General features: G+C 60.0%; 14 protein-coding genes and 12 pseudogenes. 8 read left to right on the top strand and 18 right to left on the bottom strand.

Translation table 11 applies throughout. The annotated features are described in order from the left end of the window. Positions 1 to 287: pseudogene (locus BM222_RS41770) on the top strand (IS4 family transposase); the annotation flags it as partial. Positions 288 to 382: 95 nt separating this feature from the next. On the opposite strand, the pseudogene BM222_RS38580 reads toward BM222_RS41770, so the two are convergent. The 3 genes and pseudogenes from BM222_RS38580 to BM222_RS38570 form a co-directional block, all read right to left on the bottom strand. After that, positions 383 to 1,267, bottom strand: a pseudogene (locus BM222_RS38580) (IS3 family transposase); the annotation flags it as partial. A gap of 9 nt (positions 1,268 to 1,276) precedes the next feature. Beyond that, entirely contained in the window at positions 1,277 to 2,644 is a 1,368-nt protein-coding gene (locus BM222_RS38575) for an IS110 family RNA-guided transposase (protein WP_092239840.1), read from the bottom strand. 210 nt (positions 2,645 to 2,854) lie between these two features. Next, positions 2,855 to 3,163 (bottom strand): annotated as a pseudogene (locus tag BM222_RS38570) (transposase); the annotation flags it as partial. 126 nt (positions 3,164 to 3,289) lie between these two features. On the opposite strand from BM222_RS38570, the gene BM222_RS41645 reads away from it, so the two are divergent. Further along, on the top strand, positions 3,290 to 3,577 hold the full coding sequence (locus BM222_RS41645) for a hypothetical protein (protein ID WP_177243736.1): 288 nt from the start codon (positions 3,290 to 3,292) through the stop codon (positions 3,575 to 3,577). After that, positions 3,574 to 3,912, top strand: a complete 339-nt coding sequence (locus BM222_RS41640; RefSeq protein WP_177243735.1) for a hypothetical protein — start codon at positions 3,574 to 3,576, stop codon at positions 3,910 to 3,912. The genes BM222_RS41645 and BM222_RS41640 overlap by 4 nt, the downstream gene beginning before the upstream one ends. Positions 3,913 to 4,148: 236 nt before the next feature. Here the strand turns inward: BM222_RS41640 and BM222_RS42955 are convergent, their stop codons facing one another. From BM222_RS42955 to BM222_RS38540, 6 genes and pseudogenes are all read right to left on the bottom strand, one after another. Then, positions 4,149 to 4,283 (bottom strand): hypothetical protein, encoded by a 135-nt coding sequence (locus BM222_RS42955; protein ID WP_283810299.1) that lies wholly within the window; start codon positions 4,281 to 4,283, stop codon positions 4,149 to 4,151. 35 nt (positions 4,284 to 4,318) lie between these two features. Beyond that, positions 4,319 to 5,437 carry an aminotransferase-like domain-containing protein gene (locus tag BM222_RS38560; protein WP_092239838.1) on the bottom strand — a complete coding sequence of 373 codons (1,119 nt, stop codon included), beginning with the start codon at positions 5,435 to 5,437 and terminating at the stop codon, positions 4,319 to 4,321. A gap of 237 nt (positions 5,438 to 5,674) precedes the next feature. Further along, positions 5,675 to 6,025 carry a hypothetical protein gene (locus BM222_RS38555; RefSeq protein ID WP_092239837.1) on the bottom strand — a complete coding sequence of 117 codons (351 nt, stop codon included), beginning with the start codon at positions 6,023 to 6,025 and terminating at the stop codon, positions 5,675 to 5,677. Between the two features lie 644 nt (positions 6,026 to 6,669). Beyond that, a pseudogene (locus BM222_RS38550) lies at positions 6,670 to 7,476 on the bottom strand (IS256 family transposase); the annotation flags it as partial. Between the two features lie 267 nt (positions 7,477 to 7,743). Next, a pseudogene (locus BM222_RS38545) lies at positions 7,744 to 7,983 on the bottom strand (IS110 family transposase); the annotation flags it as partial. An 89-nt stretch (positions 7,984 to 8,072) separates the two neighbouring features. Further along, positions 8,073 to 8,570: pseudogene (locus BM222_RS38540) on the bottom strand (IS630 family transposase); the annotation flags it as partial. 31 nt (positions 8,571 to 8,601) lie between these two features. On the opposite strand from BM222_RS38540, the pseudogene BM222_RS38535 reads away from it, so the two are divergent. Further along, positions 8,602 to 9,122 (top strand): annotated as a pseudogene (locus BM222_RS38535) (helix-turn-helix domain-containing protein); the annotation flags it as partial. A 26-nt stretch (positions 9,123 to 9,148) separates the two neighbouring features. Here BM222_RS38535 and BM222_RS38530 read toward each other — a convergent pair. Then, positions 9,149 to 9,433 (bottom strand): annotated as a pseudogene (locus tag BM222_RS38530) (transposase); the annotation flags it as partial. 672 nt (positions 9,434 to 10,105) lie between these two features. Between BM222_RS38530 and BM222_RS38520 the strand changes: the two are divergent. The 3 genes and pseudogenes from BM222_RS38520 (at position 10,106) to BM222_RS38510 (ending at position 11,666) form a co-directional block, all read left to right on the top strand. Beyond that, positions 10,106 to 10,285, top strand: a complete 180-nt coding sequence (locus tag BM222_RS38520; protein ID WP_143106196.1) for a hypothetical protein — start codon at positions 10,106 to 10,108, stop codon at positions 10,283 to 10,285. Positions 10,286 to 10,321: 36 nt separating this feature from the next. Beyond that, positions 10,322 to 10,774 carry a MaoC family dehydratase gene (locus BM222_RS38515; protein ID WP_092239834.1) on the top strand — a complete coding sequence of 151 codons (453 nt, stop codon included), beginning with the start codon at positions 10,322 to 10,324 and terminating at the stop codon, positions 10,772 to 10,774. Beyond that, positions 10,774 to 11,666, top strand: a pseudogene (locus tag BM222_RS38510) (HpcH/HpaI aldolase/citrate lyase family protein). Before BM222_RS38515 ends, BM222_RS38510 begins: the two are co-directional and overlap by 1 nt. A 411-nt stretch (positions 11,667 to 12,077) precedes the next feature. On the opposite strand, the pseudogene BM222_RS42715 reads toward BM222_RS38510, so the two are convergent. From BM222_RS42715 to BM222_RS38470, 8 genes and pseudogenes are all read right to left on the bottom strand, one after another. Next, positions 12,078 to 12,453, bottom strand: a pseudogene (locus BM222_RS42715) (transposase); the annotation flags it as partial. A gap of 96 nt (positions 12,454 to 12,549) precedes the next feature. Then, the gene (gene tnpC / locus BM222_RS38500) at positions 12,550 to 14,121 is read right to left on the bottom strand and encodes an IS66 family transposase (RefSeq protein ID WP_092239833.1); all 1,572 of its coding nucleotides are present in this window, start codon (positions 14,119 to 14,121) and stop codon (positions 12,550 to 12,552) included. Positions 14,122 to 14,194: 73 nt separating this feature from the next. Continuing rightward, on the bottom strand, positions 14,195 to 14,542 hold the full coding sequence (gene tnpB / locus BM222_RS38495) for an IS66 family insertion sequence element accessory protein TnpB (protein ID WP_092239832.1): 348 nt from the start codon (positions 14,540 to 14,542) through the stop codon (positions 14,195 to 14,197). Next, positions 14,539 to 14,949 carry an IS66-like element accessory protein TnpA gene (gene tnpA, locus BM222_RS43595; protein WP_092239831.1) on the bottom strand — a complete coding sequence of 137 codons (411 nt, stop codon included), beginning with the start codon at positions 14,947 to 14,949 and terminating at the stop codon, positions 14,539 to 14,541. The genes tnpB and tnpA overlap by 4 nt, the downstream gene beginning before the upstream one ends. Before the next feature lie 319 nt (positions 14,950 to 15,268). Further along, positions 15,269 to 16,087: an ABC transporter permease gene (locus BM222_RS38485; RefSeq protein WP_092239830.1), complete on the bottom strand. Its 819-nt coding sequence runs from the start codon at positions 16,085 to 16,087 to the stop codon at positions 15,269 to 15,271. A 100-nt stretch (positions 16,088 to 16,187) separates the two neighbouring features. Continuing rightward, positions 16,188 to 16,988: an ABC transporter ATP-binding protein gene (locus BM222_RS38480; protein WP_092239842.1), complete on the bottom strand. Its 801-nt coding sequence runs from the start codon at positions 16,986 to 16,988 to the stop codon at positions 16,188 to 16,190. Next, positions 16,985 to 17,389, bottom strand: a complete 405-nt coding sequence (locus BM222_RS42700; protein ID WP_244547426.1) for a hypothetical protein — start codon at positions 17,387 to 17,389, stop codon at positions 16,985 to 16,987. Before BM222_RS42700 ends, BM222_RS38480 begins: the two co-directional genes overlap by 4 nt. Before the next feature lie 2,400 nt (positions 17,390 to 19,789). Beyond that, positions 19,790 to 20,917: pseudogene (locus BM222_RS38470) on the bottom strand (reverse transcriptase domain-containing protein). An 823-nt stretch (positions 20,918 to 21,740) separates the two neighbouring features. Between BM222_RS38470 and BM222_RS38465 the strand changes: the two are divergent. After that, positions 21,741 to 22,741 (top strand): annotated as a pseudogene (locus tag BM222_RS38465) (IS256 family transposase); the annotation flags it as partial. Positions 22,742 to 22,969: the final 228 nt, after the last annotated feature.

Below are 22,969 nucleotides of genomic sequence, written 5' to 3'. Positions count from 1 at the left end.
ACGATGATTGTAGAGGCCCGATCCTCCTTATTCAGGACACGACGGAATTCTCCTACCAACGCGCAAACACGAGCGCTATTGGCTTTACCAATAGCGTCAACAGAGGCCGGGACAAGGACGGCCGTTGGCGCCATCAAAGGGTCTGCGGAATGCTGATGCATTCCAGTCTCGCCGTGACTGACGAGGGTCTACCGCTGGGCTTGGCGGCGGTGAAGTTCTGGACACGGAAAAGTTCAAAGGCACGGCGCAGCTCAAGAAGAAGATCAACCCGACCCGCGTTCGATTGAGAAGAAGGAAAGCGTTCGCTGGCTCGACAATCTCAAGCAGTCGATCGAGCGGCTCGGACAGCCGGCGTGATCTTCCCCCGAAAAAATGGACAGGGTTAAGCTGCTTTTAGCTCCATCTCGATCGGGCTGATATAGCCGATCGCCGAGTGACGACGGGTCCGATTGTAGAAGCCTTCGATGTAAGCAAAGATATCACGCGCGGCTTCTGCCCGGGTCGCATAATGTGTGTGATAGACTTGCTCGGTTTTGAGCGTATGGAAGAAGCTCTCCATCGGGGCGTTATCGTAGTAGTCGGCCTTGCGGCTCATCGACGGCTTGAACCCGGCGGATTGCAACAGCTTGCGATACTCGGCCGAGGCATATTGAACGCCGCGATCGGAATGGTGGATCAGGCCGGCACCAGGTCGCTGCGCAGAGATCGCCATCCGTAAGGCTGCCAACGGCAGGTCGGCTCGCAAATGATCCGCCATCGCCCAGCCCACGATCCTTCGGCTATAGAGGTCCAGGATCGCGGCCAGATAGAGCCAGCCCTGATCCGTCTCGATGTAGGTGATATCGGCGAGCCAGATCCGGTTCGGCGCAGTGGCAGTGAAGTTGCGATCGAGCAGGTTCGGGGCGATCGGGAGATCGTGACGGCTGTCGGTCGTCCGCACCCGGCGAGGCCGTGCCATGATGGCCCTGATCCCATGATGGCGCATCAGTCGTTCGATGCGGCCGCGGCTCGCTCCCCGGCCCATGCCCTTCAGCTCGATATGGATGCGCGGGCTGCCGTAGCGGCCGTTTGTGTCGCGATGGACTCGCTTGATGTCATTGACGAGCCCACGGTTGGCGGCCGAACGCGGGCTCTCCGGGCGCGAGCGCCAGGCATAATAGCCGGCCGGCGAGACACCGAGCACGGCACACATCAGCCGCACCGGATAGCTGTCGCGATGGTCCTCGATGAAACGGAAGCTCATGTCCGGGTTCCGGCAAAGATCGCGATCGACTTCCTAAGAAACAGCCGGATTGGCGTCCTCCGGAATGGCCTGTAAGACGAAGCCCAGCGATTTGGCTCTGCGTTGTAGGTTGGCGAGGACGCGGCTGCGATATTGTTGCTCATAGTGGGCAGCACCCGGATCTTTGTAGCTCATGCCATGCCGGAGTGTGTTGTAGAACAAAACCGCAATCTTGCGGGCGGTCGCCGTCACGGCTTTCGACTTGCCCGCTCGGGAGGCTAGCCGACGATAGAATGCGCCGAGCGCTGTATCGCTTCTGCCAACGGTTGTGGCTGCCAACCGCAACAGTGCGGCTGCCCGACTCGAAGACCTTCGGCTACGTGAAGAAAGCACCTTGCCACCAGAGATTTTGTTGCCTGGCGCAAGGCACAGCCAGGAGGTGAAGTGCTTGTCGCTCGGCCAAGCCCTCAGATCGGTGCCACACTCCCCGATAAGCTTCAATGCCAGTGATGGACCCAACCCGTGGATCTCAGTCAGATCGACGCCGAGCACGCCGTACAGCGCGGTCCTGACATCGAAGGTAGGCGCGTTGACCTGCTTGGTCTTGATGCGTGGCTTGGATAGCTTTCCGACCGGCTTTGCGCCTTTATTGTTCAGTGCTGCGATCAGGACCTCGAGCTTGCGGTCGCAGTCCAGCATCTTGGCCTGGTAGACGTCGTAGAGTTCCAGCGACTGGGTCAGCGCGAAGACATGTTCGTGCCGGTCGTTGCCCACCAGTGCCGCACGGATCGTCGCGATGGATGAATGGCATCGCACGTCCCGATAGGTTGCCAAGACGTCAGGATTCCGCTCGCCTGCAACAATGGCTCGGATAATCCGCATGCCGGTCGCGCCGGTGATATCCGAGACCACATGAAGGAGCTGCAGATTCATCTCCATCAGGGCCTTCTGCATATGCTGGATATGGGCGGCGGCATATTCCACCAGCCGCTCCCGTTGGCGCAGATACGCACGCAGGGTTGCAATCTCGGCATCAGGTCGGAAGCTGCCGCGTAACAGGCCATAGGAATGAAGCTGGCGCAACCACGCGGCATCGCTGACATCGGTCTTGCGCCCGGGCACGTTCTTGGCGTACCGCGCATTGACCAAGATCACCTCAAACCCGCGCTGCTCCAGGATCTCGTAAACCGGGATCCAATAGACCCCAGTGGATTCCATCGCGACACTCGTCACGCCGCAGGCTCTGAACCAGTTCGCCAGCTCATGCAGATCTTGCGTGAATGTACCGAAAGAGCGCACCGGCACGTCGGTACAAGCTGGGTCCACCGCGGCCATGTGCATCTTTGATCCAATATCGATGGCGGCGGCCCCGACATTGACCAGCTTCAGTTCCGGTCGGTCGCCGGTCGTCCTCTTGAGCATGGCAATCCTCCGTTCAATGATGAGCAGGAGGGTCTGGGCTATGCCAATCGTCATCTTCCTAATCGGGATCGTCGCCAGGCGACGTCACCACTCTCAAGTTCGCATGCACCCATGGACCATGTTTTTTAACGGGGATTGTGCCTCCAATAATCGAGCGGCCGCTACCCTCCCAGCGCCGAGGATAGCACAAGGCTGTTTTTACGCCGCACAGGCGCGCCACGGTGCTGGACCATTTTTTAAAATATCGCGCTCCATGCGCAGCCGCTCGTTCTCCCGCTGCAAACGAGCGATCTCCGCCGCGTGGTCCGACGACGGCGGCGTCGCCTGCGTTGTGGGGCGCCGCGCCGCCGCCGTCGGCTCCAGCCGGGCCGCTCGCTGCAGCACCCATCGCCGTAGCACGGAATCGCGCAGGCCAAGTTCCTTGGCCACAGATCCAATCGAGCGGCCACTCGAAGCTACAAGATGGACCGCCTGCGGCTTGTAGTCCTCCGTAAACGACCGACGTTGACGTCCTTCCATCCGACACCTCCTGGCTCCTCGAGCCTACTACAGGTGTCCATCAATTCGGAGGAGGTTCAGCGCGTTGCATTCATATCGGCGACCGTGAAAGCGAGATCTACGAATTATATTGCCTGACGCAAGAGCTTGGCGCTCACTTTCCTTGTCCGCGCCTGCGTCGATTGGCTGGCAGGCGATGGCGGTCATACGATTGCAACCGAGATGGAAGAGACCAGCGTCAAAGGCTTGCATTACATCGACGTGCGCAACGACAAGGGAGAGACGACGAAGGCCGCTCTGGAGATCAAGTTCAAGCGGATCGCGGTCTTGCCTCCCATCGGGAAGCAGAAACGTTATCCAGCTCTCGACCTGACGATAACCCATGCCACCGAGCGCGGTACGCCAAAGGGCCGTAAACCAATTGGAAGCTCATGACGGACCTAGCCGTCCGCAGTCGCTCCGAAGCAATCGAGAAGCTCAACTGGTACGCCATGCGGTGGAAAATCGAGGTGTTCCACAAGATCCTGAAATCGGGCTGCAAGGCGGAAGACTCAAAACTCCGGACCGCGGAGCGACTTGCCAATCTAATGGCGGTCTTCTGCATTCTCAGCTGGCGCGTCCTCCGGCTCACCATGCTCAATCGCATCTCCCCAGACGCGTCACCGAAGCTCGCATTGACGGACACCGAGATCGCGTTGCTCGATCGACTCATCAGCGGCCAGCCATCGACGATGTCGCCCTGGAACCCTTGCATTTTATCTCACGATTGAGTGGCTACCTGGCCAGGGCGGTGGATCCGCCGCCTGGAAATGTTGTCATCTGGCGCGGCCTCTCGAAACTCACAGATATCGAACTCGGCGCCGAAATCGCAGCGGCTCGAAATGTGGGTAATTGAAAGCTTCGCCGGAGAGATACGCATGAAGAAGGCTTTGCACGACATCTGTACATCTGTATGGCGCCGGAGCCGAGCTGCCGCGGAGCTTGCACTCGAAGCCTTCGCTGAAAGTTACGGTGCAATATGCGCGCGCAGTTGATTGCATGGCCAAAGGATAGCGATGATCTGCTGGCGTTCTATGATGTCATCCCCAGATAGCTGCATGTAGCAGTTTGCCGTCGTCAGAAAGCCGATGAGGACAATCATGAAGCAGGTCTCCTTGCCTACGTTGTCGCCCGTATTCAAGGGATCGAACCAAACCAGAATGTGAAATAGATGTCCCGAATTAGTTCTATCGCATAACGAATTTGGGCGATATCCACAGAATCCCCCACGCCGCATCTAATTCCATGTAAACGCGGTTGACGGTCAGTAGAACAAAGCTTGCTCGGCTGCACCAGAATTCCGGCTTGGGCAATCGCAGCACTGAACTGCTGACTATCGACACCGGGCGGCGCTGGCAGCCAAAAATGAATGCCAGATGATCCTCGAAATCCATCAATGTCCGACAGGAGTTCAGATACTATCAGCTGTCTTTTTCTCGTTTCGATACGGACTAACCGTAGAAGATTCTGCGCAACGCCGATTTGTGTCCAACGAGTAATGACCGAAGCCGTCAGGGGCGCAGGATGCCAGCTGGAGGTGCCCCGGAAACATTCTAATATGTTTGCCGAGGCCGGCTGCGACGGTGCGACTACGAATGCCATACGGATGGCTGGGCTCAGATACTTTGATAGTCCAATCGCATACCACGTAATGTCAGGTGCTATCGTCGCAAACGAATCAGGCAACTCATCCAAATAGAGAGATTGAGCTTCGTCCTCGATGATCTGAACACCGTATTTTCGCGCAATGTTTGCGATCACTCTACGTCTTGTTATCGGTGTCACATAGGCGGTCGGACTATGAATGGTGCAATTAACGTAGACTGCCTTTGGAGCATGTTGCCTGCACTTTCGTTCGAAGTCGTCCGGCATAAGGCCCTGCTGGTCAATTCGTACACCCTTAACCTCGACGGACGCGATCCGGGCAAGTGTGAATATCTCCGGAGACGTGAGCTCTTCCAAGAGCAATGTTTTCCCAGGCCCAACGATAGAAGACGTTAGCAAGCCAATACTATTCATGGTTCCGTTAGTGACTATCAGTCTGTCTAGTGCAGGCGCAGGCGTGACGCGATGGCCAATCCATTCCAGCGCTACAGAACGGATGTCCTCGTTATAGTGCTGTTGGCGAAGCCTCAAGAGGAGATCTTCCTCTGATTCGGCGAGCGCTACCCACGTTTTATGAAGAGCTCCCGAAACCGCGGATAAATGAGGCGGCGTAGTTCGCATAAGATTAATCTGCTTCAGGCCCATCTTCATTTTGCTAACGTTTGTGCTCTGAATCGTGGACACTTAGCGAATACGTGCGACCGTCCTCTGCTGATGGACTGTTCAGAACAATCGGAATTTGTCTGAAGCGCCGAACTCGTTCGAAGCATTCCTTTTGCGCAGCATAAACTGCGATACTGCCGCTACGGGGCTTCATAGCCAGTCCCCAAGCTTCCGCCAATATGGAGGTTAAGTTGGTCGCCCTTAGCAAAGGCGGGGATCTGGTCTTTAGCTGGTCGATGGACATGTGCTGCAAGCGGCGTTCAGGGTTTTGCGATTCGCTTCGCAGTCCAGGGCTCTACGCTCATCGAGGAGCGTGCGCGTCCGCATGCGGGCGTCATCCAGACTGGTCATACGAACGGACTGGACCATGTTTTCCCTCAGCATACGAAGCTGTACTGATGATTCGCTGGAGCGCACGGCTGTCAATTGTCCAGCCGCGTGCTTGAACCGGCCAAGCTGCAAGGTTGGAAGATGGTGCAGGTTATTGTACTCGCTCTGCCAGGCACACTTGCAGACCTCGTTCTTCGTCGAGGCTACCAGTACGATCATGTGACGGTCGGCGAAGCTCAAGGTCATGAATCGGCACTCGATTATTTCGGTTGGCCAGATGAAGATGACATCGCTTGGAGAGCACGATATTCTGTTTTGGGAAAGCGGCCATGCTCTCTGCCCCTTCTCGGTTTACACGTGAAGGGCCGCTTCACGGCTGAGGCCTCGAACACATACTTCCAATCCGAGCACGTTGTTTCCCGCAAGACGAAGCAAGGGGCATGCCATCCGTTGCTCCAGGGGACTGCGCCGGCTGACGCAGGGACGCCATCCTCGCCAGATTGAAGCGTCAGATTGGTCGACGGAGAACTCTCGTCGCAATCAGAGAAGTTTCGTTTGACGACTACTGCGTCGTTAAGGCGCTTGCACGCCAGCGAAATGCTAAAGGAGCCGAGGGTAGGGAGCCTACGCACCAGTGCAAGGCCACAATTGAGCGGCGTCTTCGATTGAGCTTGCACCATAACAGCTCATCAAGCGGCCGGAGCAACAAGATATGCAAGTTGCGATGACACAATGACGATCCCCGAAAAGTTCGTCGGAACTGGCAAGGAGCGTTTGAGTGCAACACCTGATGTCTGAAACCGACCAACCCGCGAGGATCGCGACAATCGCCTCCCAAGCATTGCTAGCATTCGGCTGAGTCGCACGAGCTATGCGGGATTTTGAGGCTATCAGGCGGCGTGGTTTTCCGGCATTTGGATGACCTCGATGCCGTCGTTGAATCTGACACCTGCGATGAGTTCGGCAATTGATTTGTGCGGAGTCCGTCGCCAGGTTTTTGATGCGGCCACGAGCACCTTGAACACCATCAGTTTGGCGGTGGTCGGCGACACGAGCTCTTGGTGCGCACCGTCCTGTGCCGCGCGGTCGCGAACACACTTTCGATGGGGGTGGTCGTTCGCAAGTGCCACCCATGCTGGGCGGGGACCTCATAAGGGCAGCAGTGAGTCGCAATCCTTGACCAGGCATTCAACCGCCCGGCCGTACTTGGCCCGGGATTTCTCGGCGAAGACGTCGATCGCCGCTTCGGCGGACGCCCAGCTCGGCGCGCAATAGACCTCGCGCAGATCCTTCTTCATGGTGGCCTGCACCGAGAGCGGGACCTTGCCCAGGCCTTTGACGGCCTTGTGTACCCAAGTCGCTGGTGCCGTGTACCGAAAGACCTCGTCGAGCGCCTTCCAAGCCGAGCGCGCTGTCGCCGACGGCTATTTCCGGCGCGCTCTGCAATCCGCGCCGTTTGACGTCGATCAGGAGCTCGCGCCAGCTCTGGACGCTCTCCCCGGACGCCGACCTGGAAGCGATCAGTTCCTTCTTGCTTTCCGGCGTCGCGCCGATCAGCACTGGCACACATTTCCCCTGGCCTTCCATACGGGCCTGCAGGAAGACGCTATCGGCCCACACATCACGCGTCGTCGCGCCGAAAGATTTCGCCTCTGCCAGCGCTCGTACCCGCCTTGCCACTCGGCTGTCATCCGGGACCGTGTGTGGACGGCCCCCCGTGGCATAAGAGCGTTGTGAGGTTTGATCGGATCTCTTGCAGCTATATGTGCGGCCTGTCGGGTGCAGCTTGGTAGCCGCTGGCCAAGATGGCTTCCGCAACACGAGTTCCAATCACCGCGGCGGCTTTGTACAGCCAATGGGTCCCACGGATTTGCTCGCGCCTCGGGCGACCGATCACTCCATCTCCTCTGCTGCTGCAGCTCCGGTTCGGACCGACTACGTCGCCGGTCGGCCGAATCTCGCAACTAGGTGGCAACAGCCGTTTGGGCATCCAACGCCCCGCTGTTGTAGCTTTCCCCCGTCGTCATCAGTTTCCAGGCGATGCGAGCCATCTTGTTGGCGAGCGCCACTGCGGCAAGCTTCCGTGTCTTGCGCATCAACAGCTCGATGAGCCAACGAGGCCCGCGATCTCGAGTTTTGGCCATCTTCACCGCCGAGGTCGCCCCGACCACCAGCAGCTGACGTAGCCTCTCATCGCCCGCACGGACCGCGCTGCGGATGATGCCCTCTCCTCTGATTGCCAACGCCGGGCAAGAACTGGTAACCGATGAATTTTCACACTAGTCATGTGAATCTAAAGTTCGCCACATAAGGTCCGCTCGGCCTTGTGGCAGAAGCGTTTGACGGAAGCCAGGATCCGGTCGGCAGACTTGGTCTATTTGAAAGGCTTCGGGACCTTGTTGTGCAGGTCGATGAAGGTGCGGATATCGGCCTCGAGCTGCCTGACGGAAGTGTGAACGCCTCGCTGGATTTGCTTTCTAGTGAACTCGGCAAACCAGCGCTCGACCTGATTGATCCATGAGGCGGAAGTCGGCGTAAAGTGAACATGATAGCGCGGCCGGCGAGCGAGCCACGCCTTGACCTTTGGTGTCTTGTGGGTGGCGTAGTTGTCCATGACGATATGGACATCGAGCCTTTCGGGGACCTGACCATCGATCTCTTTGAGGAACTTCAAGAACTCGATTGCCCGGTGGCGCTTGTCGCATTTGCCGAAGACGAACCCTGACGCGACACAGAGTGCTGCAAACAGCGTGGTCGTGCCATGCCGCACATAGGTGTGCGTGCGACGCTGATGGCGCGAATCTCAGTAGAGGAGAGCGCATGTGGCGAGTGCAGGTTTGAAAGGCCGACCGATCGCACCGTTGGTGCTGAGTCCGCAGGAGCGGGCGTACTTGGAGAGGCAAGTTCGTCGTCGCCGTGTTGCCCGGTCGCTATCTGAGAGGTGCCGGGCGATCCTGCGGTGTGCGGATGGATTACCAAGCAAGTCTGTAGCCGCCGAACTCGGCGTTCACGAACACACCGTTGGCAAATGGCGCCGCCGATTTTTGAAAGACCGCTGTGATGGCCTGCTTGACGAGGCCCGCCCTCGCCGCCCTCGCACCATCAACGACGATCAGGTTGCTGCCGCAATCGAGCGGACTTCGCCGGCCGATGCGACGCACTGGTCGATCCGCTCGATGGCTGAGGAAACTGGCTTTTCCCACACCACGATCCGCCGAATGTGGATGGCGTTCGGTCTGCAGCCTCACCGGAGCCAGACATTCAAGCTGTCGAGTGATCCACTGTTCGTCGACAAGGTGCGCGATATCGTCGGCCTTACATGTCCCCGCCGAACCGATCCCTTCCTCAGCAGTTCCGGTACGCCAGGCATCATCGGCAAGTCTGGCTGCTCGCGATCGAGTGCCTGGATCTGACTTTTCTCATTGATGCGATGAAGGTACGGATATCGGCCTCGAGCTGCCTGACGGAGGTGTGAACACCTCGCTGGATCTGCTTTCTGGTGAGTTCAGCGAACCAGCGCTCGATCTGATTGATCCATGACGCGGAAGTCGGCGTGAAGTGGACATGATAGTGCGGCCGGCGAGCGAGCCACGCCTTGATCTTGGGTGTCTTGTGGGTGGCGTAGTTGTCCATGACGATATGGACAGCGAGCCCCGGCGAGCCGGCAATGGCGGTTCTCGTTTCAGCATACTCGACTTACGGGAAGCGCAACCTTCATGGAGAGCGTTTGCGCAACCGTTTGGGCGCTTGAGAGACTGCGTGCTCAGATACGGGCCTCTCGGATCGGACGGGCCAGAGCGAGCGCCTGCAACTGCAACTTCGCCTGAATTCCGTCACCTTAGATGGTACCGACCGAAGCATCCTTGCGGCCAGATGCTTGCCGCTACGGCGCCGCCGGCGGCCGTACGCACATTGGCCAGACCGCTGTCCGGCAACAGCACTTGCCTCAGACCGGGCTTGCTTAAAAGCAGCACCAAAGCAAACGACACGTCCCGTGTTGCGCTACCGAGGAACGTAAGATGATCTAGATGCGCAAGACACCGCATCGCTCTGACAGGCTCAATCCGCTGCATTTCGCGGACGTGCATCTTCCAGTCACCAGGGCCGGGTCGCCCGAGACGACCTCTGAAATGTGCGGCCCCGCCAGCGACCCATTTGGCCTCCCAGAATTGGTAGGAGATCGGCCAGGTTTTCATGGTACCCACAACGGCGGAGCGGGCAAGCAGCTGGAGCGCGCAGAAATTCTATTGACGCCCATGCGTAAGCCGGAGACGATTCTCTACGGCACGACCTTCGATGCGATCGACTTCAGACGAGGACTACCCTGTGGAAAGTGGCATCCAGCAGATGCGGGTGCCCCCCAACCTGGAGCGCCACTCAGCGGGAATCGGGCGGCCCGCGCCAACGCTCCTTGAACGCGCGCGCGACATCGTGCGCGGGGGCTCGACGCACGAGATCGCGCGGCTCGCGCAGCAAAGGAAGTTCATCTGGGAGCGCCTGCCTTAACCTGGCGCTGGGCAAAATCGCGATGAGGAAACCATAATGGCCGGACTTTTTTTTGAGGACTTTTCCAGGGGCCAGGAGTTCAGGCATCCGCTGACCCGAACGGTCACGGAAATGGATAACACGATGTTCAGCCTGCTCACGCTCAACCCGCAGCCGCTGCACATCGACGCGCATTTCTGCGAAAAGACCGAGTTCGGCCAGCGCATTTTCAATAGCCTTTACACCCTCGGCATCATGATCGGCATGACGGTCTATGATACGACGTTGGGGACAACCGTCGCCAATCTCGGCATGACCGACGTAACCTTTCCGAAGCCGGTCTTCCATGGCGACACCTTGCGGGCAACGACGAAGGTGCTTTCGCTGAGGGAATCCAAATCGCGCCCCAGGGCGGGCATAGTCGAGTTCGAGCATCATGCCTTGAACCAGACGGACGAGATCGTCGGAAAATGCCGCCGAATGGCGATGATACGCAAGAGACCGGTCTGATGCGTTCGATGCTGTTGGTGCCGCGCGATTCCCTTACCAAATTCGAGAGGGCGACCGAAAGCAAGGCTGATGCCATAATCATCGATCTCAAGTACTCCGTTGTCGCCGGCAAGAAGGACGAGGCACGCAAGCTTACGCTACACATGCTGAAGAGCCGCCCCGGCCCATACCAGCTCTATGTCGGCGTCAATGCGCTCGACAGCGGCATGACGCTCACAGATCTCGCGGCGGTGATGCCGGGCAAGCCCGACGGCATCGTGCTGCCAAACTCGCGAGGCGGCGACGACGTGCGCCACGTCGCGACCTGGCTCGACGCACTGGAGGCGACATCTGGCATTACGGTCGGCGGCACGCGCATCGTCTGTCTCGGGACCGAGGCGGCAAGCTCGATCAGCGGGCTCGGCAGCTATAAGGGCTGCTCCCCTCGTTTAGCCGGGCTGATGTGGGTACGGAAAACCTGATGGCTTCGCTGGGAGCCGAGAACGCGTCAGGCGACGTGCTCCACAGCTCGTATCCCCTTGCGCGTGATCTCTGCCTGATGGCGGCGGCCGCGGTGGAAGTGGCACCGATCGATGCCATTTATACCCACATTCACAATCTCGCAGGACTTGAGCACGAAGCTCGTGCGGCACGGCGCCACGGGTTTTCGGCGAAGGCGCTGATCGATCCCAAGCATGTCGGCGTGGTCAATGCGGCGTTTGATCCGAGCGAAGCCGAGCGCGCCTGGGCGGAGAAGGTGATTACGGCATTTGCGAGCAATACCAATTCCGGAACCCGACGCCTCGATGGCATGATGCTCAACAAGGCGCATCTTCTCTCCGCGAGGAACGGCACGCCGCGAGAAGCGAGGTATAATCATGATCATTCGCCCCCGCAATCGTCCTTGCTATGATGGAGTTCTTCGCGCCGTCGGAGGACGAGCGACGCGGCGCCTGGCGAAGCGCAGATGACCTCGGAGGACATCATGGCACGGCAGTTCTTCTGCCGACCGACGAGCACCGCCTTTCGGCTACTACTACGTTGCGTTAGCACTGCTCCTCGCTATCAACATCGGTATGACCTCAGTCGGAAAAACACGGGCCAAGTGGCCTGGGGGTGTCGCCCGCGAGCACCCTTCTTCTGGAAGCATTCGATCCTTCGCAAAACGATAAGTACTGAGCGATGCCCTGGTGGCAATCATTCCGTATTGGTCTGACTATACAGGGGTCGGTAACGTGCCGGCCTGGCAAGCGATTCGTTTCTGTTGGCTCTCTTGGCGCAATGCGCCACCACAACGGAGGCGGTACATAGAGCAGACAAATATCTACAGAGCCTCGGATGTTGAAGCGTATCCAGCGTTGACAAAGTAGTTGCCTCGTTCCTGGCGCGTGAAGCAGTCCAGCAAGGTGCCAATGCGCGTCCAGGTTGCCTCTACAGTTCGCTTGGCTGCCTTTCGGAGCAGGGTCTTCAGCTTGGCGAAGACTTGCTCGATCGGTGAGGTCGGGGCTGTAGGGTGGCAGGAAGAACAGCTTTGCGCCGGCGGCGCCGATGGCACGCCGCACAGACTTTCCGTTGAGGCTGCCGAGATTGTCGACAATGACAGTGTCGCCGGGTCTGAGAGATGGTACCAACACCTGTTCGACCTAGCCCAGGAAGGTTTCGCCGTTAATCGGCTCGTCGACCACACAGGGAGCGCTGATGCGGTCTGGCGCAGCACCGCGAGAAAACCGGCGTCGCCCGTACGCGTCCGGTGACGGCCCCTGGTTAGGTCATCTTGAACGGATGGCTGACCGCGCTTATGCGGCCTGAGCGGCGTTCTGAGGTCGCCAATTCCAGGGCATGAGTTCGTGGATGCGCTTGACGGGATGATCCGGTAGGCGCGCCAGCACGTCGGCGAGCCAAGCCTGCGGGTCGATGTCATTGAGCTTGGCGGTGGCGATGAGGCTGTAGATGGCAGCCGCGCGCCGTCCGCCCTCATCGGACCCGGCGAAGGTCCAATTTTTTCGCCCCACGGCGACCGCTCGTAGCTCACGCTCAGCAGCATTGTTCGACATGCAAAGCCGTCCTTCATCAATGAAGCGGCTAAATGCATCCCAGCGGCTGAGGCAGTAATTGATCGCTTTGGTCGTGTCGTTGTTCCTGGAGAGCTTGGCGCGCTGCTCGCGTAACCACGCCTCCAACTCGACGATCAGGGGGCGGCTACGCTCCTGGCGCACACGCAAACGCTCCTGCGCAGTAAGACCGTTGATCTCGCGTTCGATGGCGAACAGAACATCGACGCGCTTGACCGCCTCGGCTGCGATCGGCGCCTTGCTGAGCCGCGCGAGATCAAAGAACTTGCGCCTGCCGTGCGCCCAGCACGCGGCCTCGATGATCGGGCCGCCCTTGCGATTGGCCTCGTAGAGCCTGCCGAAGCCGGCGTAGGCGTCGGCCTGCATCAGTCCGGCATAGCCCGCCAGATGCTGCTCCGGATGCGCACCGCCACGGTCGGGCGAGTAGAAGAACACGGCCGCCGGCGGATCTGGGCCGGCAAACGGACGGTCGTCGCGCACATAGGTCCAGAGCCGGCCAGTCCGGGTCTTGCCCTTGGCCAGGACCGGCACCGTGGTGTCATCCGCGTGGATGCGCTCGGCCGCGAAGACGTGGCTCCGGATCGCATCGACCAGAGGCATCAGGGTTGCCGCGGAGGCACCTACCCAGTCCGCGAGCGTCGATACGTCGAGGTCGATGCCTTCACGCTGGTAGACATCGCTCTGACGATGAAGCGGCAGGTGCAGGCCGTACTTGGCGAACAGGACATGGGCCAGCAACTTGGACCCTGCACGCCCGCGCGCAATCGGATGCGAGGGGGCCGGCGGTTGGGTGATCGCTTCGCAGGCCCGGCAGACGAGCTTCTCGCGCACGTGCTGGATCACCTTCCACTGGCGCGGAACGAGCTCCAGCGTCTCGGTTACGTCCTCGCCAATCTTGCGCAATCGGCTGTCGCCGCAGCATGGGCAGGTGGCCGGCACCGGATAGACGATGCGCTCCCGCGGCAAATGCTCCGGCAGCGGCCGACGGGCTGGCTTGCGGCGCTCGAACGATGGCACCGCTATCTTCTCGGCTGCCATCTGCGCCGCGATCTCAGCTTGAGTCGCATTCTCCTCCAGGTCGGCGAGCTGTAGCTCGAGCTGGTCCAGCAATGCGCCTCGCTCGGAGGACTGTCCGAACTGCTCGTGCCGGAGCTTCTTGATCGTGAGCTTGAGCTTCTCGATCAGCAAGGTCCCCGCCTGGGCCTCGGCTTCCGCGGCCAACCGGGCCGCTCGCTCGGCGCGCAGCATCGCCTGCAGCGTGGTCACATCGTCGGGAAGAGAATCATCGGCGCCCATCGCCGACCAGAGAATCACAAGGCGCGGTCTCTGTCCGGACCGCTGATCGTGCCACCGATTCAAATCCCAGCGATCAGCCAGCCGCCTGCGGTCGCCAGGTCTGTTGTGGCATCCGCCAGTCGATGCCCTCCAGCAGGTAGCCAAGCTGGGCTGGGGTGATTGTCACCACGCCATCAGCCGACGACGGCCACAGGAAGCGGCCGCGCTCCAGCCGCTTGGCATAAAGCGACATGCCCAGTCCATCGTGCCAAAGGATCTTGATCAGCTTGCCACTCTTGCCTCGGAAGACATAGAGATCGCCGCCGTGCGGGTCTCGCTTAAACGCTTCCTGCACCAGCAAGGCCAGCGAGTTCATGCCGCGACGCATATCGGTGTGGCCGGTCGCAATCCACACCCGCACGCCCGACGCAATGGGGATCACCGTAGCCGTCCATCTGCCAGCGCCGCCACGGCGGCCTTCAGCGTCGCCGCGTCGACCGTACCCGTGATCCGCATCCGAGCCCCGGCCGCAAACTCGATCTCGATCGACCCCCCGCTGCTGGCCGGCGCGACTGGACAAGGCATCGGCCCTGATTCCCCGACCACTACCGCCGGTACGAAGCCAGGTTGATCGGCGGCATCCTTCGGCTCAGGCCGAAACGACCGTCGCCATCGCAGCAACAATGAGCGCGAAACGCCGTACCGCCGCGCGGTTGCAGCGACCTGGCGCGGCGCCTGTAAACTCTCCAGGACAATCTTGAGCTTCTCATCCTCGGACCAGCGTCGCCGCCGGCCCGTGTCCACCACCTCAAGCCGTTCGACTTGGGCACTGCGCCTATCACTGTCCATAAGGACAGTTCTCAACAATACGCCTCATTCGGCAAGGCGGCCCTCACCGGGCGGATACCGTCGCCCGAGTTCGAGGACGGTACTAAACACCACGCGTATCTCGCTGTGCGTGGTTGGGGCGCTTGTCCACGGATTAGTCCTGGGGCCTGCAGCGTTCGCGTGTTTAAAACGATAGGCCTTCAAGGGACGAGTACTCTTCGCTCGTCGGCGTGCTGGTGTACTCTGATCGTTTGAATCGGCGAGCGAGGCGGTCGGGGACGACGATCTAGCTTTCCCGTTTGTTCGAGGGGATCGCCATTAGCGCGCTCTCTCACCAGCACTATTCGCTGCCCGAGAGCAGCGAGCCATGCATTCTGCTGCTACGAAAAAGAGCAAGGAATGTCCAAAAAGATGCAACCAGCAGCACTGAGTTGATCGCGAAGGCCTCCAGCATTAAGTCGCTCCTAAAGGTTTGATCGCTCAGAAGCGCGCGCATGCCTTCGAACGCATAGGTCGGGGGCAAGGCCCACGCGACGTATTGCAGCCAGACTGGAAGCACGCCAACTGGATAGTAGACACAGGCAAGCGGCAAGATCGCGAAAATCACGGTCCAGGCGACGCTCTCGGCGCCAAGGCCGTTTCGCAGCACCAGGCCTGAAACACAAATGCCCACAGCCCAGCTCGATAAGATCAGATTGCAGAACAAGCCTATCAGGGGCAGACCGAGCACATAGACGTTGAATTGAAATAGGAGCAGCGCGAGCAGGGTCATCGGGACGACACCAATGGCGAGCCGAATCAAGCTCATGACCATCAGCGACAGCAGGAGCTCAATCGGCTTCAACGGGCTCATCATCAGGTTGCCAATATTGCGCGCCCACATCTCCTCAAGGAAGGAAATAGAAAAGCCGAGCTGTCCGCGGAATAAGATGTCCCACAGGATAACGGCACCAAGCAGTGTGCCCCCCGCGCGCGCGCCAAAATTCGAATTCTGCGCGATGTGAAGCTGCAGGAAACCCCAGGTGGTCACCTGCAGTGCCGGCCAATACACGAGCTCTAGCAGTCGCGGCCAAGAGGACATGAGCACATACCAGTGTCGCAGGATCATGGCGCCGATGCGCCGCACTGACACGCCCCGATGAAGGACAAGCTCCGTCATCTTGGCACCGCATCGTCGGCATGGGTGGCAGCAAACTGGGGCCCTCTCCCGCATTTGCACCTCGCGCTATCTAGGCTACGGCGGAAACGTGGGGCCCGGCTCATCGCGTCGCCTCTTTTGCACCGTTCGCACCCCCGCGCGCCACGTCCAGGAACACCTGCTCTAGCGTCGCGCGTTTGTAGCGGGTCATGATCGCATCCGGTGTGTCGTTGTCCTCGATGCGGCCGCGTCTCATGATGATCACGCGGTCGCAGAGCCGCTCGACCTCAAGCATATTGTGCGAAGCCAGGAGAATGGCGGCCTTGTTGTCTCGCCGATACTGCTCCAGATGAGCTCGCACCCAGTCGGCGGTCGCTGGGTCCAGGGAGGCAGTTGGCTCGTCCAGCAAGAGCAGCTCAGGATGATTGATCAGCGCCTTTGCCAGCGCAACGCGGGCCTTCTGCCCGGCAGAGAGCTTGCCGTTGGTGCGATCGATCAGATCTGTGAAGTCGAGATCGGCGGCGAGCTCGGCAATGCGCTTCGCGACGTTTTTCACCTCATAGAGCTTGCCAAAGACGGTGAGGTTCTGCCGCACAGTGAGCCGCATAGGCATGTCGACGTAGGGACTCTGGAAATTCATCCGTCCCAGCACGGACGCACTCTCGTTGGGCATCTCATGACCTAGCACCTGTACACGGCCGGACGTCGGCAGCACTAGGCCCATGATCATCGCTATGGTCGTGGTCTTGCCGGCGCCATTGCCGCCGAGAAGCCCGGTGATGCTGCCGCGCGGCAACGAAAACGAGATGTCGTCGACGGCGCGCGTCTGCTTGTAGACCTTTACGAGCTGATCGACTTCGATTGCCGCAGGCGCGGTGGGGTTCGCAAGCACGACCTGATGAACCTTCATATTGTGGGTCATGCGGGCCATTCACGCTTCCCTCTATCAATGAGCGGTTGGGTGTTCCGTTTGGATTTGTCCAACTGGTGAGATAGCATAGTTGATCGAGCGAGAACGATCTTGCCACAGCCGAAGAAGGCTAACGTTTTTCGCCCAGCATTGAATGCACCATCAAGCGCTCTCGACTGTGGAACAATTGGAATAACTGCCCCTGGGCATCGCTCAATCACTTCGATCGCAAACGATGGCTCAATCCCTGCTTGAACACCAAGGTTTTGATTTTGTTGAGTTTGGCGAACTGGTTGTGGGCTGTTTCGGAACATGGCGCCGCCGCTGTAGGATGGTCTCCGTTTGCATTGGGCTTGCAGTTCAAAAGTCGCACTGCAGACATTTGAAGCGGTTTGCGTGACTTCGCCGGACATCTGAATTCAGCTATGTTGTATCATCTGGAACCGATTAATGGACGATCTGGCGGTCTATGCCATTCGCCCCTTGTGAGATTCTAGTTGCCTGACGAATGTGCGGGCAATTAAGCGGCATATTACCAGCCTTCCGCTCAGCGGATCGTGTCCAGCAAGCAACGTGCCAGCAGCTTCACAATCGCAAATTGACCGGCTGCGCAGCATCAGGTGATGCTTAAGATGTGGGAAGCAAAACGGATTGGACACGCTTCCAAGATAGCGAATCAGATCCGCATTCGTCTCAACGTCACGTGCTTGCCACGAAATGAAATAGATCGAACAAAACGCGTCGGGCATCGTCGCATTCCCGCGTCGTGGCGTCCAACGCGATCTTGGTCTTCAAGAGGACATCATGGCAAATTCATTCACGGTCGGTGACACTTCGACCGCAGCGATGCCAACCCATGTACATTGTTGGATGAATAACGCCCGATTTCGAGAACTCGTAAATGGTGCAAAGATTAGAGCGATGCTGACACGGTGCTTGCGGAAGCTGGAGCGCCGTGTATTGGCCAACGCGCTTGACCGAAAGAAGGGTGAGTGATCAATGCAAAGCCGCTCTACCTGTGCAGAAACGACCCTGGTAGCCACACTGTCGTGCTTTTTCAGGCACGACACCCGCCCCGCTTGTGCCGAGGGAGATTGGCCCGCTATTTTGCGCCGCGTGTCGTCTTTCAAGCGATCGCTTCCATGCCTCCCGTCTTTGTTCGCCAATTCTTGGGCTCTGCCATGATCGGCAGCGTGTAAGCCTTCTTCATGCAGCAGAGCGGCTTACTGTGCTGAGCATCTCAATTTTTCCGCAGAGCTAGCGGACCGGCCTAGAAAGTGCGGACGATCCAACCAATTCAGGTAGGTGATTGGCAGTCGTACTAAGCCTACAACTTGGTGGCACCCCAGAGGGACGAAGTGTCAGCGTTGATACAAATGGGGCAAGGCTGGTGCCAAGGTTAGCGGCGCGTGGCAGGGACAGCGCTATTCCAGGGATTGAGCGCCGAGTCACGTAGCCGTTAATCCTTGACGTCGCTGGCCCGGTTGGGGCAGCGTCTCTTCAGACTCGCCCACGAGTACAGGTAGGTACCCTGCGTTACCTCTCGGCGCCGTGTTCTGTAACAACTCTTCCTGTTCTGTAACAACTCTTTCCTGACATCCTCGTCGCTCTTGGCACGGCTGGGCGACATCGAAGTCTCTGAGCTGAGTGACCTAAAGGGTATGCCGGCCCGCGGCGTTCGAATGTCCGGACAACGCCCCAGCCGAAACCTCAGTTAGTCTCAACCGCGCGCCGAATCCCAATCCGTGGGGCACATACATCATGGCTAACGATACCCTGGCCATCTGTTCGACTTCATCGTGGCGGATCCCATTCGCGACGTCTCGCCGCTTGCCCTCGCGGTATCGCCTACGCGTTCCAAGTCGGCAGTGCGAGACTTTGCTCTCTGGGCGCCACTCTTGTGTAGTCAATGGCTCTGCCAATGTCGGTTACGACTTGCCATACCGCGTTTGATTGAACTGGTCGCTGTACTTCCTAACCTGACCGGCGCGCGTTCCAGCTAAGAGGGTTGGCCGGCGTGGCTCCTGAGCGGACGGGAGAGCTCAAAATTCCCGCATCATGACTGATGGCGGGGGTCGGAACGTTCACCGAGTTGTTGTACCGGGAGACGAAATTCCTAAGTCCAGAGAATCAACGAGATGAGGGTCCCTGAAACGCGCGGTGTGCGCTGATCCAGGGATAAAAGCCACTATCAAGATGGCCGAACGGCTGCCGCTGCAATCGCGATAATCTGCGCTGGCGCATGTCATCTGAGCTGCGACTCCATTTCGATGAACGGAGGAGCATCGCCTCGCTCACTCAGCATCTTTGTTTGCCTCGAGGCCGTTCGTGTGAGTTGGGCAGATCAATGTATCCGGCCTTTGATTGGAGCATTTGCTCCGGGCCATCATTGATATCAGCGCGCGTGCGTTCTCGTTAGCGGACAGGCCTCGATTGGGCCGTTCGGGTCACCAGTGTTCGCATGCGCCGGGAAGACCGAACCTCCATCTCGTCTCATCCTCTCGTAGACCTCGGCTGGAAATCGTTGATGGAGCTACGTCATCGCTTCAGCGGAATCGAACCGTTGCCGGAGCACCAGTTCGGGTGAGCTTCGACCAGCGCCCAGAAAACCTGCGCCGTGAATTGAAAGACCGGTCGACATACCGGTGCTTATGCAGGCCGCGCCAGTAGCGTCCGGGAAAACGATACGGTGGCACTCATACCTTCCAGCCCGGCGATCGGTCGTGGTCGAGTAGCTCGGCCATTCGGCTTTGCCCTCACAGATCCGGGCGGGCGGCTTTCCCGCACCCGGCTCTTCCCGAGGGTAACCCGCGTCATATCCGCGCCTGCGCCCATGTGCGAGTGATGCGTGGAGTTGGCAGGCGGAAGCGTGCCGTCAGGGTCTCGAACTCCGGCCAGCCCATGCGCCGACTTTTCTGGCTACGCCGTCTCAGACAACGCAGCCAGGTCCGACGCACTTCGCGGTAGAAGCCGTTGAGCGCTGGATAATTGTGCGGCCTGCCATAATAGCCATAGTGCCCGCGCAGCACGGCGGCGAGCCACTCGTGCTGCGTGGCCAGTGGCGCGTGCATGAGCCGCCAAGCCTCCTGGCGCAACGCCGTCAGCTTGCGCGTCAGGCGTTTCCCTTCCGTCTTGTGCTTCACGATGAACCGGCCATCTCGGGTCCGCCCACAGTAGTGGGTAAAGCCGAGGAAGGCGAAGGTCTCTGGCCGCCGCTCGCCCCGTTGCTGACGCGAGAGAGCCGCGAACCGGCCAAACTCGATCAGCCGCGTCCTGTCCTCATGGAGCATCAGGCCGAAGCTGGCCAGCCGCGCCTTGAGGGCCAAGAGCATTTCCTGCGCATCTGCCTTGCTCTCGAAGCCCATGACGAAGTCGTCCGCATAACGCACGATCACGATGCGACCGCGTGCGCGGCGACGACGCCATTTCTGGGTCCAGAGATCGAGGATGTAGTGCAGGAAGATGTTGGCAAGGAGCGGGCTGATGCCCGCCCTTGCGGTGTGCCCCTGTCCGTCTCTTGCTTCTCGCCGCTCTCAAGAACGCCGGCTCGCAGCCACAGCCCGATGAGCCGCAAGAGGATCGGCGATCCTGTGCGCCACCATCCGCAACAGCCATTCGTGGTCAACCGAGTCAAAGAAGCTGCGTATGTCGGCATCGAGCACCCAGTTCACATGCTGGCTCATGATCGCCGTATGCAAGGCATCAAGCCCCATCTGAGGATTCCGCCCCGGCCGGAAGCCGTAGGAGAATCCGAGGAAGTCGGCCTCGTAGACAGCGCTCAACACCTCGGCCACCGCGCTTTGGACAATTTTGTCCTCTAGCGCCGGCACACCAAGAGGCCGCTTGCCGCCGTCGGCTTTGGGGATGTAGACGCGCCGCACCGGCTGTGGCCGGTAGCGACCGGTGTGGACCCGTGCGCAGAGGCCGCGGAGATTATCCATCAGCCCCTCTTCGTACTTCGCCACCGTCACCCCATCGACCCCCGCGCTGGCCTGCCGCTTTTGTCGTCGAAACGCCCGAAGCAGAGCGGCTTCATCGACATGGTGCAGCAGGGCCGTGAACCGGGTTTGGGCAGCTTGCTTGGCTGCCGCGTTCACCCGCCCGAGGTTCGGCGGCAAGGCAACCCGGCTCTGTGTCCGGACCCTGGCCTCCTCGCGCAGGCTCCTCTCGGGCTGGTCCCTTCCCTCCATCCGTCTCGTTACCTTCGACGACTTCACAGGTAGTATGGACCAGTCCGACTCCCGACCTCGGCTCGGACAACGGCTCTGGCAGTGCCTTGCCGCTGTCCCCCACTGGAGACCAATCCAATGGACCCGGTCGGGCCTCTCATGTTCCGATGATTGCCTTCCATGCGTGATCCGGCCATCGACCCCGACGGAGCGACATCGTCTCGCATAATGACGATGCTCATGCAGCCTTCGTGACTAGGGAACACACTCGGCCTCCGCGAACATCCACCTTTCGAGGCTCATTCCCGCACCCCGCGTAGCTCCTGTCTACACTTCAGACCCCGCGTTGCCGCGACGCCCGCAAGACTCGGTCCCGGCTTGCCTGCTACAGCTTTGGCCGGATGGGACTTGCACCCACAAGCACTCATCAGCTTGGCATGACGTACTCCCAAGGAGTGGTGTAGCTGATTAGCAAAGCCGCTCGCGACGCGCGCCCCACATAGCGCCGTAGCGAGCGAGCGGCTTTGCGGGTGGTCACCGATGATTCGTCGGTAAGGTTTGGATTGCGACACCAACCTGATTCGAGGAACCACCGATGACCGACGACATGATGAACCTGCGCGCGCTCGTAGAGAAGACCCCAGATGCCGATTTGTTGCGCGAGATGATCGGCTTTGCCGCCCACCGGCTGATGGAGTTGGAGGTCGAGGGCCTGACCGGGGCCGCTTACGGCGAGAAGAGCCAGGAGCGCCAGGTCCAGCGCAACGGCTACCGCGATCGGGGCTGGGAGACCCGGGCCGGCACGGTCGAGCTTCGTATCCCCAAGCTGCGGAAGGGCTCCTACTTCCCGGGCTTTCTGGAGCCGCGCCGCATGGCCGAGAAGGCGCTCACCGCCGTGGTGCAGGAAGCCTATGTGCAAGGCGTCTCGACCCGCTCGGTCGACGATCTGGTGCAGGCGATGGGCATGAGCGGCATCTCCAAGAGCCAGGTGTCGCGGCTGTGCGGCGAGATCGACGACAAGGTGAAGGCCTTCCTTAATCGCACGATCGAGGGCGATTGGCCCTATCTGTGGATCGACGCCACCTACGTGAAGGTGCGCCAGAACGGGCGCATCGTCTCGGTCGCGGTGATCATCGCAGTCGGGGTCAACAGCGACGGCCGGCGCGAGGTGCTCGGCATGGATATTGGTCCCTCCGAAGCCGAGACATTCTGGACCGCGTTCCTGCGAAAGCTCGCCCGCCGCGGCCTGCGCGGCGTCAAGCTCGTCGTCTCCGACGCCCATGAGGGGATCAAGACCACGGTCGGAAAGGTTCTCAACGCCTCCTGGCAACGCTGCCGTGTCCACTTCATGCGCAACGCGCTGGCGCATGCCGGCAAGAGCGGCCGGCGCGTCGTCTCCGCCTTCATCGCCACCGCCTTTGCCCAGGACGATGCCGAGGCCGGCGAGCGCAGTGGCGGCGCATCGCCGACCAGCTCCGCCCCAAACTGCCCAAGCTCGCGGCGTTCCTCGATGAGGCCGAGACCGACGTGCTCGCCTATATGAGCTTCCCGGCCGCGCACCGCGCCAAGCTGCACTCGACGGATGAGATGGACAAGCGATTTTTTATGATCGCGCCGCGATGACGATTGCAGAAACCGCGTCCATTCTTTTGTTCGGCCGCGCCGCGGGCCATTCTTCCGTCCCGGCCACCGATCTCGCAGCCGCCGCGCGGTCAAGGCTGGCCGCGTTTGCGGCCACCGCACGGCTTGGCCTTGACCGGCCCGAGCACGGCGGCATGCTGCCGTGGAACGGGACTGCATTCCTGGCTGGCACTTGCCGTCAGC

This window comes from Bradyrhizobium sp. Gha (genome assembly GCF_900113735.1).
Classification (GTDB): domain Bacteria; phylum Pseudomonadota; class Alphaproteobacteria; order Rhizobiales; family Xanthobacteraceae; genus Bradyrhizobium.
This window is presented reverse-complemented; position numbering and strand designations above follow the sequence as displayed.

Excerpts from the sequence above, each read along its gene's own strand:
- BM222_RS38575 (WP_092239840.1), bottom strand. The coding sequence starts at position 2,644 with ATGCTCAAGAGGACGACCGGCGACCGACCGGAACTGAAGCTGGTCAAT.
- BM222_RS41640 (WP_177243735.1), top strand. The coding sequence starts at position 3,574 with ATGACGGACCTAGCCGTCCGCAGTCGCTCCGAAGCAATCGAGAAGCTC.
- BM222_RS42955 (WP_283810299.1), bottom strand. The coding sequence starts at position 4,283 with ATGATTGTCCTCATCGGCTTTCTGACGACGGCAAACTGCTACATGCAG.
- BM222_RS38560 (WP_092239838.1), bottom strand. The coding sequence starts at position 5,437 with ATGAAGATGGGCCTGAAGCAGATTAATCTTATGCGAACTACGCCGCCT.
- BM222_RS38555 (WP_092239837.1), bottom strand. The coding sequence starts at position 6,025 with ATGACCTTGAGCTTCGCCGACCGTCACATGATCGTACTGGTAGCCTCG.
- BM222_RS38515 (WP_092239834.1), top strand. The coding sequence starts at position 10,322 with ATGGCCGGACTTTTTTTTGAGGACTTTTCCAGGGGCCAGGAGTTCAGG.
- tnpC (WP_092239833.1), bottom strand. The coding sequence starts at position 14,121 with ATGGGCGCCGATGATTCTCTTCCCGACGATGTGACCACGCTGCAGGCG.
- tnpA (WP_092239831.1), bottom strand. The coding sequence starts at position 14,949 with ATGGACAGTGATAGGCGCAGTGCCCAAGTCGAACGGCTTGAGGTGGTG.
- BM222_RS38485 (WP_092239830.1), bottom strand. The coding sequence starts at position 16,087 with ATGACGGAGCTTGTCCTTCATCGGGGCGTGTCAGTGCGGCGCATCGGC.
- BM222_RS38480 (WP_092239842.1), bottom strand. The coding sequence starts at position 16,988 with ATGACCCACAATATGAAGGTTCATCAGGTCGTGCTTGCGAACCCCACC.
- BM222_RS42700 (WP_244547426.1), bottom strand. The coding sequence starts at position 17,389 with ATGTCCGGCGAAGTCACGCAAACCGCTTCAAATGTCTGCAGTGCGACT.